The organism is Roseiflexus castenholzii DSM 13941, assembly GCF_000017805.1.
Lineage (GTDB): Bacteria > Chloroflexota > Chloroflexia > Chloroflexales > Roseiflexaceae > Roseiflexus > Roseiflexus castenholzii.
In genome coordinates, this window is the sequence record NC_009767.1 from 1,271,016 (window position 1) to 1,284,807 (window position 13,792).

A 13,792-nucleotide genomic window follows, 5' to 3' on the forward strand; every position below is an offset into this window, starting at 1 on the left:
AGAATAACCATACAGCGGTGCATCTGATTGTATGAACTATACTAATCGTGTTGGATGGGTCTGTCAAGAGGGGATCGGTTGTCGATACGCGAGGTGGATCATGCCCCCAATGAGACGACGCGCCTATTGCGGACCGGTTCAGGCGGTGATCCTCGACTGGGCTGGCACAGCGGTTGATTATGGCTCGTGGGCGCCGGTTGCCGTCTTTCTCCGCCTGTTCGAGCAGCATGGCGTGACCATCACGCCAGAAGACGCGCGCGCAGGCATGGGATTGATGAAGAAGGATCACCTGCGCGCCATTCTCGCGCGCCCGACCGTCGCCGCCGCCTGGCGATCCGTTTCTGGCGCGTCTCCGACTGAGCATGACATCGATGAACTGTTTGCGCAGTTCATCCCGCTGCAACTGTCCGTTGTGCAGGACTATGCCATACCCGTTCCCGGACTGATCGATGTTGTGAAAGAAATACGCAAACGTGGGATAAGGATTGGTTCGACGACCGGGTATCTGCGCGCGATGATGGACATGCTCGCGCCGGCTGCCGCTGCCCATGGCTATCGTCCTGATAGCATCGTCTGCCCCGATGATGTGCCCGCCGGCCGCCCTGCGCCCTGGATGTGTTTTCGGAATGCCATGCAGTTGGGTGTTTACCCGATGGCAGCGCTGGTCAAAGTCGGTGATACGCCGGTGGATATCGAGGAAGGATTGAACGCAGGCATGTGGACAGTAGGCGTGACACTGACCGGCAGCCTGTTGGGATTGACACAAACCGACGTTGATGCGCTCACGCCGTTGGAGCGGGTGGAAGCGCACACACGTATCGGTGAGCAACTCCGCGCCGCAGGAGCGCATCACATTATCGAAGGCATCTGGGATCTGCCTCACGCTATCGATGAGATCGAAGAGCGGCTACAGCGCGGGGAAACGCCGGTGATGGAATCGTGGCAATCGTGACCGCCATCCCGTGCCATAAACCTCGAACGCCGTGTCAGGGTGTGTTCATCAAAGCAGCGCTCTGTCGTGTGTGATCACGCTTCATAACTTCCTCGCACAATCTTGACATGCGCTTCATCTGGATGCTTTAGCGTACAGGCAACTATCGAATTGCCTCGGAAAGACAGGGACGATGACGAAAGCAGCGTATGCTATCTGGTTCTGTATTGCGCTCTTCCTGCTGGCAACCTGCGTACCGTTCGAACGACGTTTCCGCAGCGCGCCGGACGCCACATCACCCGCCAGGTTGGACCCTGGTGATTACACTATGTCGATGGATGTGAACGATGTGGTGCGCACCTGGATTCTGCACGTTCCACCTGCTGCCTCGCGAGGTGATCCCCTGCCTTTGTTGGTCGTGCTGCATGGTGGGGGTGGCACGGGACGAAAAATGCAGCAGTTGTTGGGTTTCGACGCATATGCTGATGCGCGCGGTTTCTATGTGGCGTACCCGGATGCCTTTCAGCCATCCGGCATTCGTGGAGGCGCGCACTGGAACGATGGACGCGGGACGGCGGGGATGGTTCAGCGCGGGAGCGACGACGTGGCTTTCATCAAAGACATGATCCTCGACATTGGTCGTCGGGTTCCGCTCGACGCCAGCCGCGTGTATGTCACCGGCGCTTCCAATGGCGGTATGATGACCTACCGCCTCGGGTGCGAAACCGGTGGCGTGTTCGCCGGAATCGCTCCGGTCATTGCGAACATGCCGGCGCCGGTGTTTGCCACATGCGCGCCTCACGCGCCTCTGACGCTTCTTGCCATCAACGGCGATGCCGATCCACTGGTTCCGCTTGCTGGCGGCAACGTCTGTCAGGATGTGCGCTTCGGCTGTGAAGGCGGACAGGTGGCGTCGCACACTGAGTCGGTGAAGACGTTTGCCATCGCCAATGCCTGTGATCCGGTTCCACAGGTCGAAACGCTTCCTCAACAGATTGACGACGGCACGTTGGTCGAACGTTGGACGTTCCTCAACTGCGCCGACGGCGCAACCGTCGTTGGGTATATTGTGCGGGGAGGCGGGCACACCTGGCCCCCGCTCCCCGCGCAACTCGCGGCTTCCGGGGCGCAGAGCCGCAACCTGGATGCGACCCGAACCATTGTGGATGCGTTTTTTCCTGAGTGAGCGCCATCGCCTTGGCGCGCGAGGACATCCCGCACCAGCCTCGCCGGTGCAGGGGTTCGTGCGCTCAGCGCGAGCAGAGCAGTCTATCCTATCCTTGTGCGCGGCGCGTCCGATCTCGCCAACATCGCCGCCCGCGACCACGTCTTCTTCGCCGCCGAGGAAGCGTTCGTTCGCCTGCGCGATACGATCTATGCCATATTGCGCGCGATGGAACAACCGCTGCCTGCTCTCGGACGCACGCGGCGCCGCCTGTTCATGATGGCGCCTCCTCAGGGGCTGGTCGCGCGCCTGCCCCTATCTCTGAGTCCCTGCGCTGCTCCGTTACACCATCGAATTGACATTTCCCACAATCGGCGTATAATATGACCAATCGGTCATATGACCGATTGGTCACTTTGATAGGAGACGGTTGTCGCCGGAGCAGTCTATGCCGACCGAGACATTCTTCAATCTGCCCGAGGAGAAGCGCGCCAGATTACTCGATGTTTTGCTCGACGAATTCTCGCAGAACGACTACGACAATGTTTCCATCGGGCGCATCACGGAGCGCGCTGGAATCGCCAAAGGCAGTTTTTACCAGTATTTTGCCGACAAGAAGGACTGCTACCTGTACCTCATTCAGTTGGCCATCGAGGAGAAGACCACGTTTCTGCGCCGTCAACCGTCCGAACCGTCAACCGATCTGTTTGCGCACCTGCGCCGGTTGATCGAGGCAGGGATGCAGTTTCAGTTTCGCAATCCGCGATTGGCGCACATCGCCTACAAAGCCCTGTTCGATGATGCGCCGCTGCCGGAAGAGACGCTGAATGTCATCCGGCGTGGCGGTTATGCCTACTTTCGCAGTCTGGTCGAATCCGGCATCGCCAATGGCTCGCTCGATCCCCGGATCGACAGCGATATTGCCGCATTTGTGCTTAATGCCGTCTTTACCGAACTGGGTCAACATCTCATGCAACGTTTCGGCGTGTTGCCGGACCAGTTACTCGTCAGCGGCGCGGATGCCTTCGATCACGACGACGTTCGCCGGGCAATTCATCAGGTCATCACCATTCTGGAAACAGGACTCCGAAAGAAGTAATCCTATGATCACTGTCGAGCATCTGAGTTTCACCTACGCGGGCGCCGATGCGCCTGCCGTCCGCGACTTGAGTTTCGAGGCGCGAGCCGGAGAGATCTTTGGCTTTCTCGGTCCCAGCGGAGCGGGCAAATCCACCACGCAGAAGATCCTCATCCGACTCCTGCGCGACTTTTCGGGTGTGGTGCGGGTGTTGGGGCGCGACCTGCGCGCCTGGAAGAACGACTACTACGAGCATATTGGCGTTTGTTTCGAACTGCCGAATCATTACGGGAAACTGACAGCACTCGAGAATCTGCGCTACTTTGGTCGTCTCTACTCCAACCCGACCGTGCCGCCCGAAACGCTGCTGGCGATGGTGGGACTGGAAGAAGATGGCAACCTGCTGGTATCACAGTATTCCAAAGGCATGAAGATCCGTCTGAATCTGGCGCGGGCGCTGATTCACAATCCACAGATCCTCTTTCTCGACGAACCGACCGCCGGACTCGATCCGGTCAATGCGCGCCGGATCAAAGACCTGATCAACGCGCAGAAGGAGGCAGGACGAACCATTTTTCTGACCACCCACGACATGACGATTGCCGATGAACTGTGTGATCGGGTGGCTTTTATTGTCGATGGGCGCATTACCGTGATCGATTCGCCGCGTGCGCTCAAGTTGCGCTATGGGCGCAAAGCGGTGCGCGTCGAATATCTGTCGAATGGTCATCCCGTCGTCTGCGATTTCCCGCTCGAGGGATTGGCGGATAATTCCGACTTCCTGGCAAGCCTGCGTCATCCGGTGCAAACGATTCATACCCAGGAAGCGACGCTGGAACACATCTTTATTCAGGTCACCGGTCGGAGCCTCATATGAAACGCTTCCTCATTACTCTGTACTGGGACATTGTGCGCCAGTATCGCAATGGCTTTTACTTCGTATCGGTCTTCGTGGCGGCGCTGACGGCGCTCGTATTGCGGCAATTCGACGCGGTGGACTGGTCGATCTGGTGGCCCCCAATCCTGCTCGAAAATCTGGTGATCAACGCCTTCTACTTTATGGCGGGCATCGTTCTGCTCGAAAAAGGTGAGGGGACGCTCGAGGCTCAAATTGTCACGCCATTACGCGACTATGAATATCTGCTCGCCAAAGTCATCAGTCTGTTCGCGCTTTCGGCGCTGGAGTCGCTGGCGCTGATCCTGATCGTCAGCGGACCGGCGTTCAACTGGCTGTGGATGCTGCTGGGCATTGCGGGGTTCGTGGCAATGTATGCGTTCTATGGCTTTTTCGTCGTCTCGCGCTATGACTCGATCACCGAGTTTCTGCTGCCTTCCGCGCTTTGGACGCTGGGATTCTCGCTTCCGCTTCTCGCCTACTTCGATCTCTGGCAGCACTGGAGTCTCTTCCTGCATCCGTTACAGGCGCCGCTCTTGCTGATTCACGCCGCGTATGCGCCGCTTCCTGCCTGGCAACTGGCGTATGCGGTGGTGTATACTGGTGTGTGGGTCGGCATCGGTTACGTGATCGGTCAGCGCGCGTTCTACCGTTTTGTGATTACGAAGGAAGGAGTCGGGCGACAATGAACGTCATGCAAACCGTGCGCGCCCTTGGTCCTATCGATGTGCGCGGTGTGCGCCGCGATAGCCTCCTGTCGTGGATGATCTTCATCCCTGTATTCGGCGCACTTCTGTTGCGCTGGGGTTTGCCGCTCCTTACTGCACGCCTGATTGAACGCTACGCGCTCGACCTGACGCCGTACTACCCGGCGCTGCTGGGGTATTTTTTTGTCACCATGACACCGGTCATCTTCGGTGCAGTGATCGGGTTTCTCCTGCTCGACGAGAAAGATGATCAGACGTTGATCGCCCTTCAGGTGACGCCCCTTTCTCTGACGCGCTACCTCGCCTACCGCATTGCCATTCCCGTTCTTCTGGTGTTCGCCATGTTGTTCGTGATCTTCCCGCTCTCGGGGTTGAGCGCGCTCTCCCTGCCGCACATAGCGGTCATCGGCATCGTGGCGGCGCCGCTTGCGCCCCTGTTCGCGCTCTATCTGGCGGCGTTCGCGCAGAATAAGGTTCAGGGATTTGCGTTGATGAAACTTTCCGGCATTATGCTGATGCTGCCGGTGGTTGCCTTTTTTGTGCAATCGCCATGGGAACTGGCGTTTGGCGTCATCCCCACCTACTGGATGGTCAAGGTCTACTGGATGCTGGAAGGCGGGCAACCTGGCGTGTGGCTCTACGCGCTGGTCGCCCTGCTCTATCAATCAATCGGCATCGGAGTGCTGGCGCGTCGGTTCGATACGGTGATGCACCGGTGAAGGTTATGGTCACGTCGGCATTTTCCCAACAGTACGAACAGGCGCTTCAGTTCGCCGCGCGCGCGCACCGGCAACAGGTGCGCAAGGGAACCGACATTCCCTACATTGCGCATGTGGTGCATGTTTCGGTCATTCTGCTGCGCTATGGCTTCGATGAGAACGTGGTCGTCGCCGGGGAGCTGCACGATGTGGTCGAAGATTGCGGTGTTGCGCCACAGGAATTGGAAGCGTTGTTTGGCGCAGACGTTGCGCGCCTGGTCGAAGCGGTGTCCGAGCAGAAGCGGAGCGATGGCAGCGAGCGTTCGTGGGAGGAGCGCAAGACCGGGGCGATTGCCCGCCTGCAACGCGGCGATCCGGCGATCGCCGCGCTGAAAGCGGCTGATGCCCTGCATAATATCCATGCGATCATGGCAGACCTGGCGCTGGTTGGGGCTGCGGTGTGGCAACGTTTCAAGCGTGGTCCTGATCAGATGCTCTGGTACTACCGCGAAATCCTGGCGGCGGTTCGCGGCGCGTTGGGCGATCATCCGATCGTCGCGGAACTTGCCCGCGCAATTGCCGATCTCGAACATGCGGTTCACGAGTATAATTGAGAAGAGTTGCGACATCTCTGTCTCGCATTATCCGTCGTTGACACAAGGAACCGCTGTCCGGTCACTGGGAGCGTTATGCCGGAGATCCGACAGAATCTGGCGACGCGCGAGTGGGTCATTATTGCCACTGAGCGGGCGCGGCGGCCCGAACAGTTCATCTTGCCGTCGCGCGGCAGCGTTCTCGACCGTCCCGAATACGATCCGAACTGTCCGTTCTGCCCCGGCAACGAGGAACTCGATCTGGAACGCTTTCGGATTCCTGCTAGCGGCGATTGGCAGGTGCGCGTGGTGCGCAACCGCTATCCGGCGCTGCTGGAACACGATGAGTATCAGCGGCGCTTGCAAGGCATCAATCGCTCGCTGGCAGGGTTTGGTTACCACGATATTGTGGTCGAGTCCCGGCGTCATAACACATGCGCAGCGCTGGAGCCGGTCGAGGGATTGATCACGACGTTGCAGGCGTTTCAGACGTGCGCTGCCATTTATCGCCGCGATCCGCGCATCGAGCATATCGTGTTCTTCAAAAACCATGGCGCGACGGCTGGAACATCGCTGCTCCATCCACACGCGCAGGCAGTGGCGCTGCCGGTCGTTCCCCACGACATTCGCGTGCGCAATGAAGAGGCGCGACGCTACTTCGACGACTATGGCGAGTGTGTGCTTTGCCGCATGCGTGAGGACGAAGAACGTCAACAGGACCGCATCGTTGTGAGCAGTCGCCATTTTACGGCGTTTATTCCCTATGCTGCGTATTCGCCGTTCCATCTGTGGATCGTTCCGCGTCGCCATACAGCCCATTTTCTGAATGCCACTGCTGATGAGATCGAAGACCTGGCGCATGTGCTGCGTGATGTGCTGCGCCGGATTTACTACGGCTTGAACGATCCCGACTATAATTATGTTATTCGCTCGGCACCGGAAAGTGAACGCCTGGCGCGCCATCTTCACTGGTATGTGACGGTCATCCCACGGGTGACGCAGACTGCCGGGTTCGAGATGGGCACCGGGATGTTCATCAATACGGCGCTGCCCGAAGAGAGCGCCCGTTTTTTGCGAAACGTCGTTCTGCCTGACGATTCGACCGACAATGACTACGATTAAGTCGTTCGTTGATCCCCACTCGGCGACCTTTCGCGCCAATGCAGAGGCGTATGCCACGCTGCTCGACGATCTGCGCCGCCGGTTGGCGGAGGCGCGCGCCGGCGGTCCCCCGGAGGCGCGCGAACGTCATAGGGCGCGCGGCAAGTTGCTCGTGCGTGAACGGATCGAACGCCTGCTCGACCCGGCGACCCCCTTCCTCGAAATCGGCGCACTGGCAGCGCACGAGGTGTATGATGAGCCGGTTCCCGCCGCCGGCATTGTCACCGGCATTGGGCGCGTCGCCGGGCGTGAGGTGATGATTGTTGCCAACGATGCGACGGTCAAGGGGGGGACGTACTATCCGCTGACGGTGAAAAAGCATCTGCGCGCCCAGGAAATTGCCGAACAGAACTATCTGCCCTGCATTTACCTGGTCGATAGCGGCGGCGCCTTCCTGCCGCTTCAGGCGGAGGTGTTCCCCGACCGCGATCATTTCGGGCGCATTTTCTACAATCAGGCGCGTATGTCCGCCAAAGGCATCGCGCAGATCGCGGCAGTGATGGGGTCGTGTACCGCTGGCGGCGCGTATGTGCCGGCAATGAGCGATGAGGTGGTGATTGTGCGCGGCGCCGGGACGATCTTCCTCGGCGGTCCGCCGCTGGTCAAGGCGGCGACCGGCGAAGAGGTCAGCGCCGAGGATCTCGGTGGCGCGGTGGTGCATACCCACATTTCTGGCGTCGCCGATCACCTGGCGGAAAATGATCTCCATGCCCTGGCAATTGTGCGCTCCATTGTGGAACATCTGGGTCCGCGCCGTCCTGCGCTGTGGGAGTGGCGCGAACCGGAGGCGCCGCTGTATGATCCGCGTGAATTGTACGGCATCATTCCGCGCGATCCGCGATCCAGTTATGATGTGCGCGAGGTGATTGCCCGGATTGTCGATGGTAGCCGCATGCACGAGTTTAAACCGACCTACGGCGAGACGCTGGTGTGTGGCTTTGCGCATATTGCCGGCGCGCCGGTTGGTATCATCGCCAACAATGGGGTGCTCTTCTCGGAAAGTGCGCTCAAAGGGACGCACTTTATCGAGTTGTGCTGCGCGCGCGGCATTCCGCTCGTCTTTCTGCAAAACATTACCGGATTCATGGTTGGGAAGGAGTATGAACAGCGTGGCATCGCCAAGGACGGCGCCAAGATGGTGATGGCGGTTGCAAATGCGCAGGTTCCCAAATTTACTGTCGTCATCGGTGGTTCGTTCGGCGCCGGCAACTATGCGATGTGTGGGCGTGCCTATGAGCCACGCCAGCTCTGGATGTGGCCCAATGCGCGTATTTCAGTGATGGGCGGTCAGCAGGCGGCAAGCGTTCTGCTGACCGTGCGCCTCGATGCGCTGCGGGCGCGTGGCCTCGATATGAGCAGCGCCGAACGTGAGGCGTTTACCGCGCCGATCCTGGCAACCTACGAACGTGAGGGAAGTCCCTACTATGCAACGGCGCGTTTGTGGGATGATGGGGTGATCGATCCGGCAGACACGCGCACGGTGCTGGCGCTCGGTCTGGCTGCCGCCGCTCATGCACCGGTCGAAACAACGCGGTTTGGCGTGTTTCGTATGTAATGGAGACACAATGAGCACTGAACTGATGTTGCCTTCCGACGCATTCCAATCCGCGCTCATGCGCCTGCTGGCATTGCCGGACCGCGCCGGCCTGGCGGCGCTGGTTGAGGATGCGCCACTCGTGTTGAGCGACGAGTTTCTGGCGGCAGCGCAACAGGTTGCGCAGGACCCGGCGGCAGCGGCGCTGCGCGAACGTTTGGATTGGCTGATCGCCCTTCGTCAGCAGGCGGACCAGGATGTTCCCGCCGCGTTCCAGGCGGTGCTGGCGGCAACGACCCTGGAAGAATTGCGGCAGGTGGCTGACCGCTGGCCCCTGACGTTGAATGACGCTTTTGCAGAAGTGGTGGAGCATCTGGCGCAACAGTTTGCTGATGCCGGGCAGCAGGAGGTTGCCGATGGGTTGCGGCAGCGTCTGGTTGCACTGGCGCAATTGCGCTTTTATCGTGAAACATGGACCGAGACGCCGCAGGGAAAGGCGATCTTTGCGTTCTTGAACGCCGACGATGATGCAGCGGCGCTAAGCGTTTTCCATGCTCGCCGTGATCTGCTCGATCATCCAGAAGCACAGCGGACGCTCGATGAGGTAATCCAGGGCGGTGACCCGGAAAGTCAGCAGCGACTGGAACGGCGCCGCGTATTGCTGCGCTACCTGCGCGGCGAGGAGCATGCCTGATGACTGTGTCTGTCACACGCGACGGATCGATTGCAATGGTCACGCTCGACCGTCCCAATGTACACAATGCTTTTGACGCCGCTACCATTGAAGAAATGCGCATCGCGTTCGAGTCGCTCTCCGGCGATCCAGGGGTACGGGTGATTGTGCTGACCGGCGCAGGCGAGTCGTTCTGCGCTGGCGGCGATATGCGCTGGATGCAGAGCGCCATGGAGTTATCCTTCGAGGAGAACATGGCGGATGCCAGCGCGCTGGCAGCAATGTTCGAGGCGATCTGGATGTGCCCGAAAGTGGTGCTCGGTCGGATCAACGGCGCTGCCATCGGTGGTGGCGCAGGGCTGGTTGCGTGCTGCGATCTGGCGATTGCCGCCGATACCGCGCGCTTTGGCTTTGGCGAGGTCAAGATCGGGTTGATCCCGGCGGTCATTGCGCAGTATGTCGTTCCGAAGATCGGTGTCAGCCAGGCGCGGGCGCTGTTCGTCTCTGGCGAACGGTTTAGCGCCGAGCGCGCCTTTGAGATTGGACTGATCCATGGTGTTGTGCCACCAGACGAACTCGACGCCACCGTCAGGGAGATTGCGCAGCGCTGTCTGACGAGCGCCCCAGAGGCGATTGTGGCATCGAAGCGCGTGGTGGATGTGGTGTGGGAAAGTGAGCGGGATGCGGCGCGGCGTTTTGTGATCGAAATGCTGGCGCGCGTGCGCACGAGCGACGAAGCGCGTGAGGGGATTGCTGCCTTCAAAGCGCGGCGGCGCCCGCCTTGGGCGTGAGCCGCAGGGTGCAGGCACGGGGTCCGGTCCCCGACGATGGCGGAATGTTTGTTGTATGGGCGCCCCCCTGTGGGCGCTCTACGGGGATGGTAGAGGGGCGCCCCCCTCTGGGCGCGCGATGTGGGGGGGATCAATGTCTTCGGGGGAAGGCACGAACCCCGGCATCGTTGCCGTAGGGATACTCCCCGTAATTGCCCTGTCTGAGTTCCTGCCGTGCATAATTGCGAAACGTTTCAAGGAGTGCGTCAGGAAACGCTCCCGTATTTTCCGCACTATGGTAATGCACCAGCGCCATCTCCACCAGTGGACGCAACTCGACAGGCAACCGACTGAGCGCCCACCAACCGCCTTCCTCTTTTGAGAGCACCCGGTGTGTTTGCAGGAACGCCAGCGTGCGGCAGGCATTCAGGATGGCATAGACCGGATCGGCGTAGATGCGGTCGAGCGCCTCGGTGACATCACTCATGATCGCGGCGATATAGTCTGTCTCCGGAACTTCAGGAAACACGGATGCGGCAGGTGGACCGTAGAGTGCCATGCCGCGCAGACGCACAACCGTGATGTGCGCAGCGAGGTCGGGGTCACGCTGCACACGTCTGTTCCAGGCGCGCCACATACCATCTTCCAGGTCGCGCATGTATGCCGCGCGCCACATTTCGCTATAGTGGAAATCGAACAGCAGCGGATGGCGCCACGGCGTCAGCATCGTCAACGCGAGAAAACTTACCTCAATCGGCGCCGGTTGGCACGACACGCGCAGCAGGTGATCGGCAATCTCCCGTTTCGTCACTACAGACATCGGCGCGCGCGTGACCACCAGCAGATCGAGGTCACTTTGCGTCGGATTGAAGCCCCCCATTGCCAGAGAGCCGTGCAGATACACGCCAACCAGTTCAGCGCCGAGGATAGCGCGCACATCTGCAACATAACGCTCGACCTGCGCCTGGATCAGCGCCTCAGTCGCGCGATCGCGGATCGTTCTCATCTTATCCACCTTCGCTGTGCCCTCGTTTGCCCTGCGCCCGTTTCCGGGCGGACCGAACCGTCGAGCGCACCCCGGCACGCCCACCGGGGGACGGACGCGCGCGCGGCGCCGGTCTCCCCTCTCGCGCACGCGGGAGAGGGGCAGGGGGTGAGGGTAAAACGGTGCTTCCCTACGCCATGCATGCTCGCTCTGCGCATGCATTGTGAAACGTTCAACACCTTACCCCTCCTCCAGTTCCACCAGCGTTGCGCCTTTGGCGACCAGCGCGCCGATGGCATAGGGCAGGCGGAGCACAATCCCGTCGTGTGGTGCAGCGACGATGTGTTCCATCTTCATCGCTTCCAATACCACCAGCGGTTGGTGGGCTGCAACACGATCTCCCTCACGCACCAGAATACGCGCAATCGTGCCCGGCATTGGGGCTTCCAGTCCGGCGCGGCTATGGCTGTGCCCGGCGGATCCCAGGCGTCCAATCTCTAAAGTAGCGCGAACCAGATGGAAACGCTGCCCGCGCCACTCGACAACCTGTGCTTCGCCATCGCGCGCCATTGCGAACCGCTCGATTCGTCCATCCGCCATTCGTAGCGTCAGGCGATCAGGATGCGCTTCGAGCACGCCAGTGACGTAGACCCTCCCATCAATCTCGACCCGCCATTCGCCGGTATCCTCGGTTATGCGCACAGACCGTTCGTTTTCGCCGTCACGGTAGTGCAGTGGCATATCGGCGCGCAGCATTCGCCATGGTCCCAGCGCGCTCCAGGGATCGCGCGTAGCGGCTCTGCCGTGTGCCAGCAGTTGCACATCAGCCACGGATGCCGCCAGCAGCGCCTCATCCGGGATGGGAGCGGGAACCGGCAGGTGCTGTGGAATCGTGTGTGTGGTCAGAAAATCGGTCGTCGTCTCGCCAGCGATGAATGCCGGGTGTGCGACAATCGCGCGCAGCAGCGGCAGGTTGGTCGTCACCCCCTCGACGGCACAGGCGTCGAGTGCGGCGCGCAACCGAGCGATCGCAGCAGCCCGGTCATCCGCGTGAACGATGAGTTTTGCCAGAAGCGAGTCGTAGTAGAGGGTGACCTCATCGCCGGTTTCGACACCGGTATCGCAGCGAATGTCGCCCGGTAGATCGAAGCGTGTCAATCGCCCGCCGGTCGGTAGAAAGGTAACGGGGTCTTCGGCGCAGAGACGCACCTCGATGGCATGACCGCGCTGTTGTACGTCGTCCTGCCGAAATGGCAGGCGCGCGCCGCCAGCGATGGCAATCTGCAACTGCACCAGATCGATGCCGGTCACGGCTTCGGTGACGGGATGTTCGACCTGCAAGCGGGTATTGACTTCAAGGAACGCAAAACTGCCATCGGTCTCGTCATACAGGAACTCTGCCGTGCCCGCGTTGACATAGCCAGCGGCGCGCGCGAGACGCACTGCTGCCTCGCCGATCATCTCGCGCTGTCTGGCGGTCAACACCGGTGACGGCGATTCTTCGACAATTTTCTGGTGGCGACGCTGGATCGAGCATTCGCGCTCGAACAGATACACATAGTTGCCATGCGAGTCCGCGAGGATCTGCACTTCGATGTGGCGTGGACGCGCGAGCAGTTTTTCCAGAAAGATCGTATCATCGCCGAACGCAGCGCGCGCTTCGCGGCGGGCGCTTTCCACGGCTGCGGGAAGGTCATCGGCGCGTTGCACGATGCGCATGCCGCGCCCACCGCCACCGGCGCTGGCTTTGATCAGGAGTGGGAAGCCAATGCGCTCCGCTTCGCGCGCGAGCGTCTCATCACTCTGATCGGCGCCGTGGTAGCCGGGCGCAATAGGGACCCCGGCGGCAAGCGCCAGACGCCGGGCGGCAATCTTGTCTCCCAACGCCTCGATGGCTTCCGGCGGCGGACCGACGAACGTCAGTCCGGCATCGCGGCAGGCGCGAGCAAAGGTGGCGCGTTCGGCGAGGAAGCCGTAACCGGGATGGATCGCCTGCGCGCCAGAGCGCAACGCTGCCTCGATGATTGCCTCGATGCGCAGATAACTCTCCGATGCCGGCGCCGGACCGATTGGCAGCGCTTCATCCGCCAGGCGCACATGGAGCGCCCGACGATCTGCTTCGCTGTACACGGCGATAGCGGCAATTCCCAGGGCATGACAGGCGCGAATGATCCGAACGGCGATCTCACCGCGATTGGCGATTAGAAGCCTGGCAAACACGGTTTTCGATCCTGTGCGTAAACTTTGCCACTCGCCATTATAGGGCATGTTCAGGGGTTATACCAATGACCTGTAAACATCTGGCATTGTCACCCTGAGCAGAGCGAGGGGTCTTGCGCGACCTGCGCAGATTCCTCGCTGCGCTCGGAATGACAAGTCGCTGCGCTCGGAATGACAAGTCGCTGCGCTCGGAATGACACGTCGCTGCGCTCGGAATGACACGTCGCTGCGCTCGGAATGACACGCATGCGGCATCTTCAATCGTCATTGGTATTAGGGGTCGGGAAACCCTTCAACCTGTAACCTTCAACCTTCAACTCTCCACCTTCGCTCGTTCGACGGCGCTGGGATGCATTCCTCGACCAGATCACCATGTCAGCCT

Annotated in this window: 13 protein-coding genes; 11 read left to right on the forward strand and 2 right to left on the reverse strand. The window is 60.5% G+C overall.

Translation table 11 applies throughout. The features are described 5' to 3' along the window. The first annotated feature begins 100 nt into the window (after positions 1 to 100). The 11 genes from phnX (at position 101) to RCAS_RS05000 (ending at position 10,226) form a co-directional block, all read left to right on the forward strand. A complete protein-coding gene (gene phnX / locus RCAS_RS04945) occupies positions 101 to 952 on the forward strand; it encodes a phosphonoacetaldehyde hydrolase (RefSeq protein ID WP_012119509.1) in 852 nt (283 codons plus the stop codon). Positions 953 to 1,124: 172 nt separating this feature from the next. Continuing rightward, positions 1,125 to 2,117, forward strand: a complete 993-nt coding sequence (locus RCAS_RS04950) for an alpha/beta hydrolase family esterase (RefSeq protein WP_049768794.1) — start codon at positions 1,125 to 1,127, stop codon at positions 2,115 to 2,117. A gap of 427 nt (positions 2,118 to 2,544) precedes the next feature. Then, entirely contained in the window at positions 2,545 to 3,195 is a 651-nt protein-coding gene (locus tag RCAS_RS04960) for a TetR/AcrR family transcriptional regulator (RefSeq protein WP_012119511.1), read from the forward strand. Between the two features lie 4 nt (positions 3,196 to 3,199). Further along, positions 3,200 to 4,051 (forward strand): ABC transporter ATP-binding protein, encoded by an 852-nt coding sequence (locus RCAS_RS04965; protein ID WP_012119512.1) that lies wholly within the window; start codon positions 3,200 to 3,202, stop codon positions 4,049 to 4,051. Then, a complete protein-coding gene (locus RCAS_RS04970; RefSeq protein ID WP_012119513.1) occupies positions 4,048 to 4,758 on the forward strand; it encodes a fluoroquinolone export ABC transporter permease subunit in 711 nt (236 codons plus the stop codon). The genes RCAS_RS04965 and RCAS_RS04970 overlap by 4 nt, the downstream gene beginning before the upstream one ends. Further along, positions 4,755 to 5,495 carry a hypothetical protein gene (locus RCAS_RS04975; protein WP_012119514.1) on the forward strand — a complete coding sequence of 247 codons (741 nt, stop codon included), beginning with the start codon at positions 4,755 to 4,757 and terminating at the stop codon, positions 5,493 to 5,495. Before RCAS_RS04970 ends, RCAS_RS04975 begins: the two co-directional genes overlap by 4 nt. A gap of 5 nt (positions 5,496 to 5,500) precedes the next feature. Beyond that, positions 5,501 to 6,088 carry an HD domain-containing protein gene (locus RCAS_RS04980; protein WP_012119515.1) on the forward strand — a complete coding sequence of 196 codons (588 nt, stop codon included), beginning with the start codon at positions 5,501 to 5,503 and terminating at the stop codon, positions 6,086 to 6,088. Positions 6,089 to 6,163: 75 nt separating this feature from the next. Further along, positions 6,164 to 7,189, forward strand: coding sequence for a galactose-1-phosphate uridylyltransferase (locus RCAS_RS04985; RefSeq protein ID WP_012119516.1), 1,026 nt, complete (start codon positions 6,164 to 6,166; stop codon positions 7,187 to 7,189). Further along, entirely contained in the window at positions 7,176 to 8,783 is a 1,608-nt protein-coding gene (locus tag RCAS_RS04990) for a carboxyl transferase domain-containing protein (RefSeq protein ID WP_012119517.1), read from the forward strand. The genes RCAS_RS04985 and RCAS_RS04990 overlap by 14 nt, the downstream gene beginning before the upstream one ends. 10 nt (positions 8,784 to 8,793) lie before the next feature. After that, positions 8,794 to 9,456 carry a hypothetical protein gene (locus RCAS_RS04995; RefSeq protein WP_012119518.1) on the forward strand — a complete coding sequence of 221 codons (663 nt, stop codon included), beginning with the start codon at positions 8,794 to 8,796 and terminating at the stop codon, positions 9,454 to 9,456. Beyond that, on the forward strand, positions 9,456 to 10,226 hold the full coding sequence (locus tag RCAS_RS05000; protein WP_012119519.1) for an enoyl-CoA hydratase-related protein: 771 nt from the start codon (positions 9,456 to 9,458) through the stop codon (positions 10,224 to 10,226). Before RCAS_RS04995 ends, RCAS_RS05000 begins: the two co-directional genes overlap by 1 nt. 130 nt (positions 10,227 to 10,356) lie before the next feature. Here RCAS_RS05000 and RCAS_RS05005 read toward each other — a convergent pair whose 3' ends face one another. Together RCAS_RS05005 and RCAS_RS05010 are read right to left on the reverse strand one after the other, a co-directional pair. Then, a complete protein-coding gene (locus tag RCAS_RS05005) occupies positions 10,357 to 11,211 on the reverse strand; it encodes an aminoglycoside adenylyltransferase domain-containing protein (RefSeq protein WP_012119520.1) in 855 nt (284 codons plus the stop codon). A 219-nt stretch (positions 11,212 to 11,430) separates the two neighbouring features. Beyond that, positions 11,431 to 13,410 carry an acetyl-CoA carboxylase biotin carboxylase subunit gene (locus tag RCAS_RS05010; protein WP_012119521.1) on the reverse strand — a complete coding sequence of 660 codons (1,980 nt, stop codon included), beginning with the start codon at positions 13,408 to 13,410 and terminating at the stop codon, positions 11,431 to 11,433. Positions 13,411 to 13,792 lie beyond the last annotated feature (382 nt).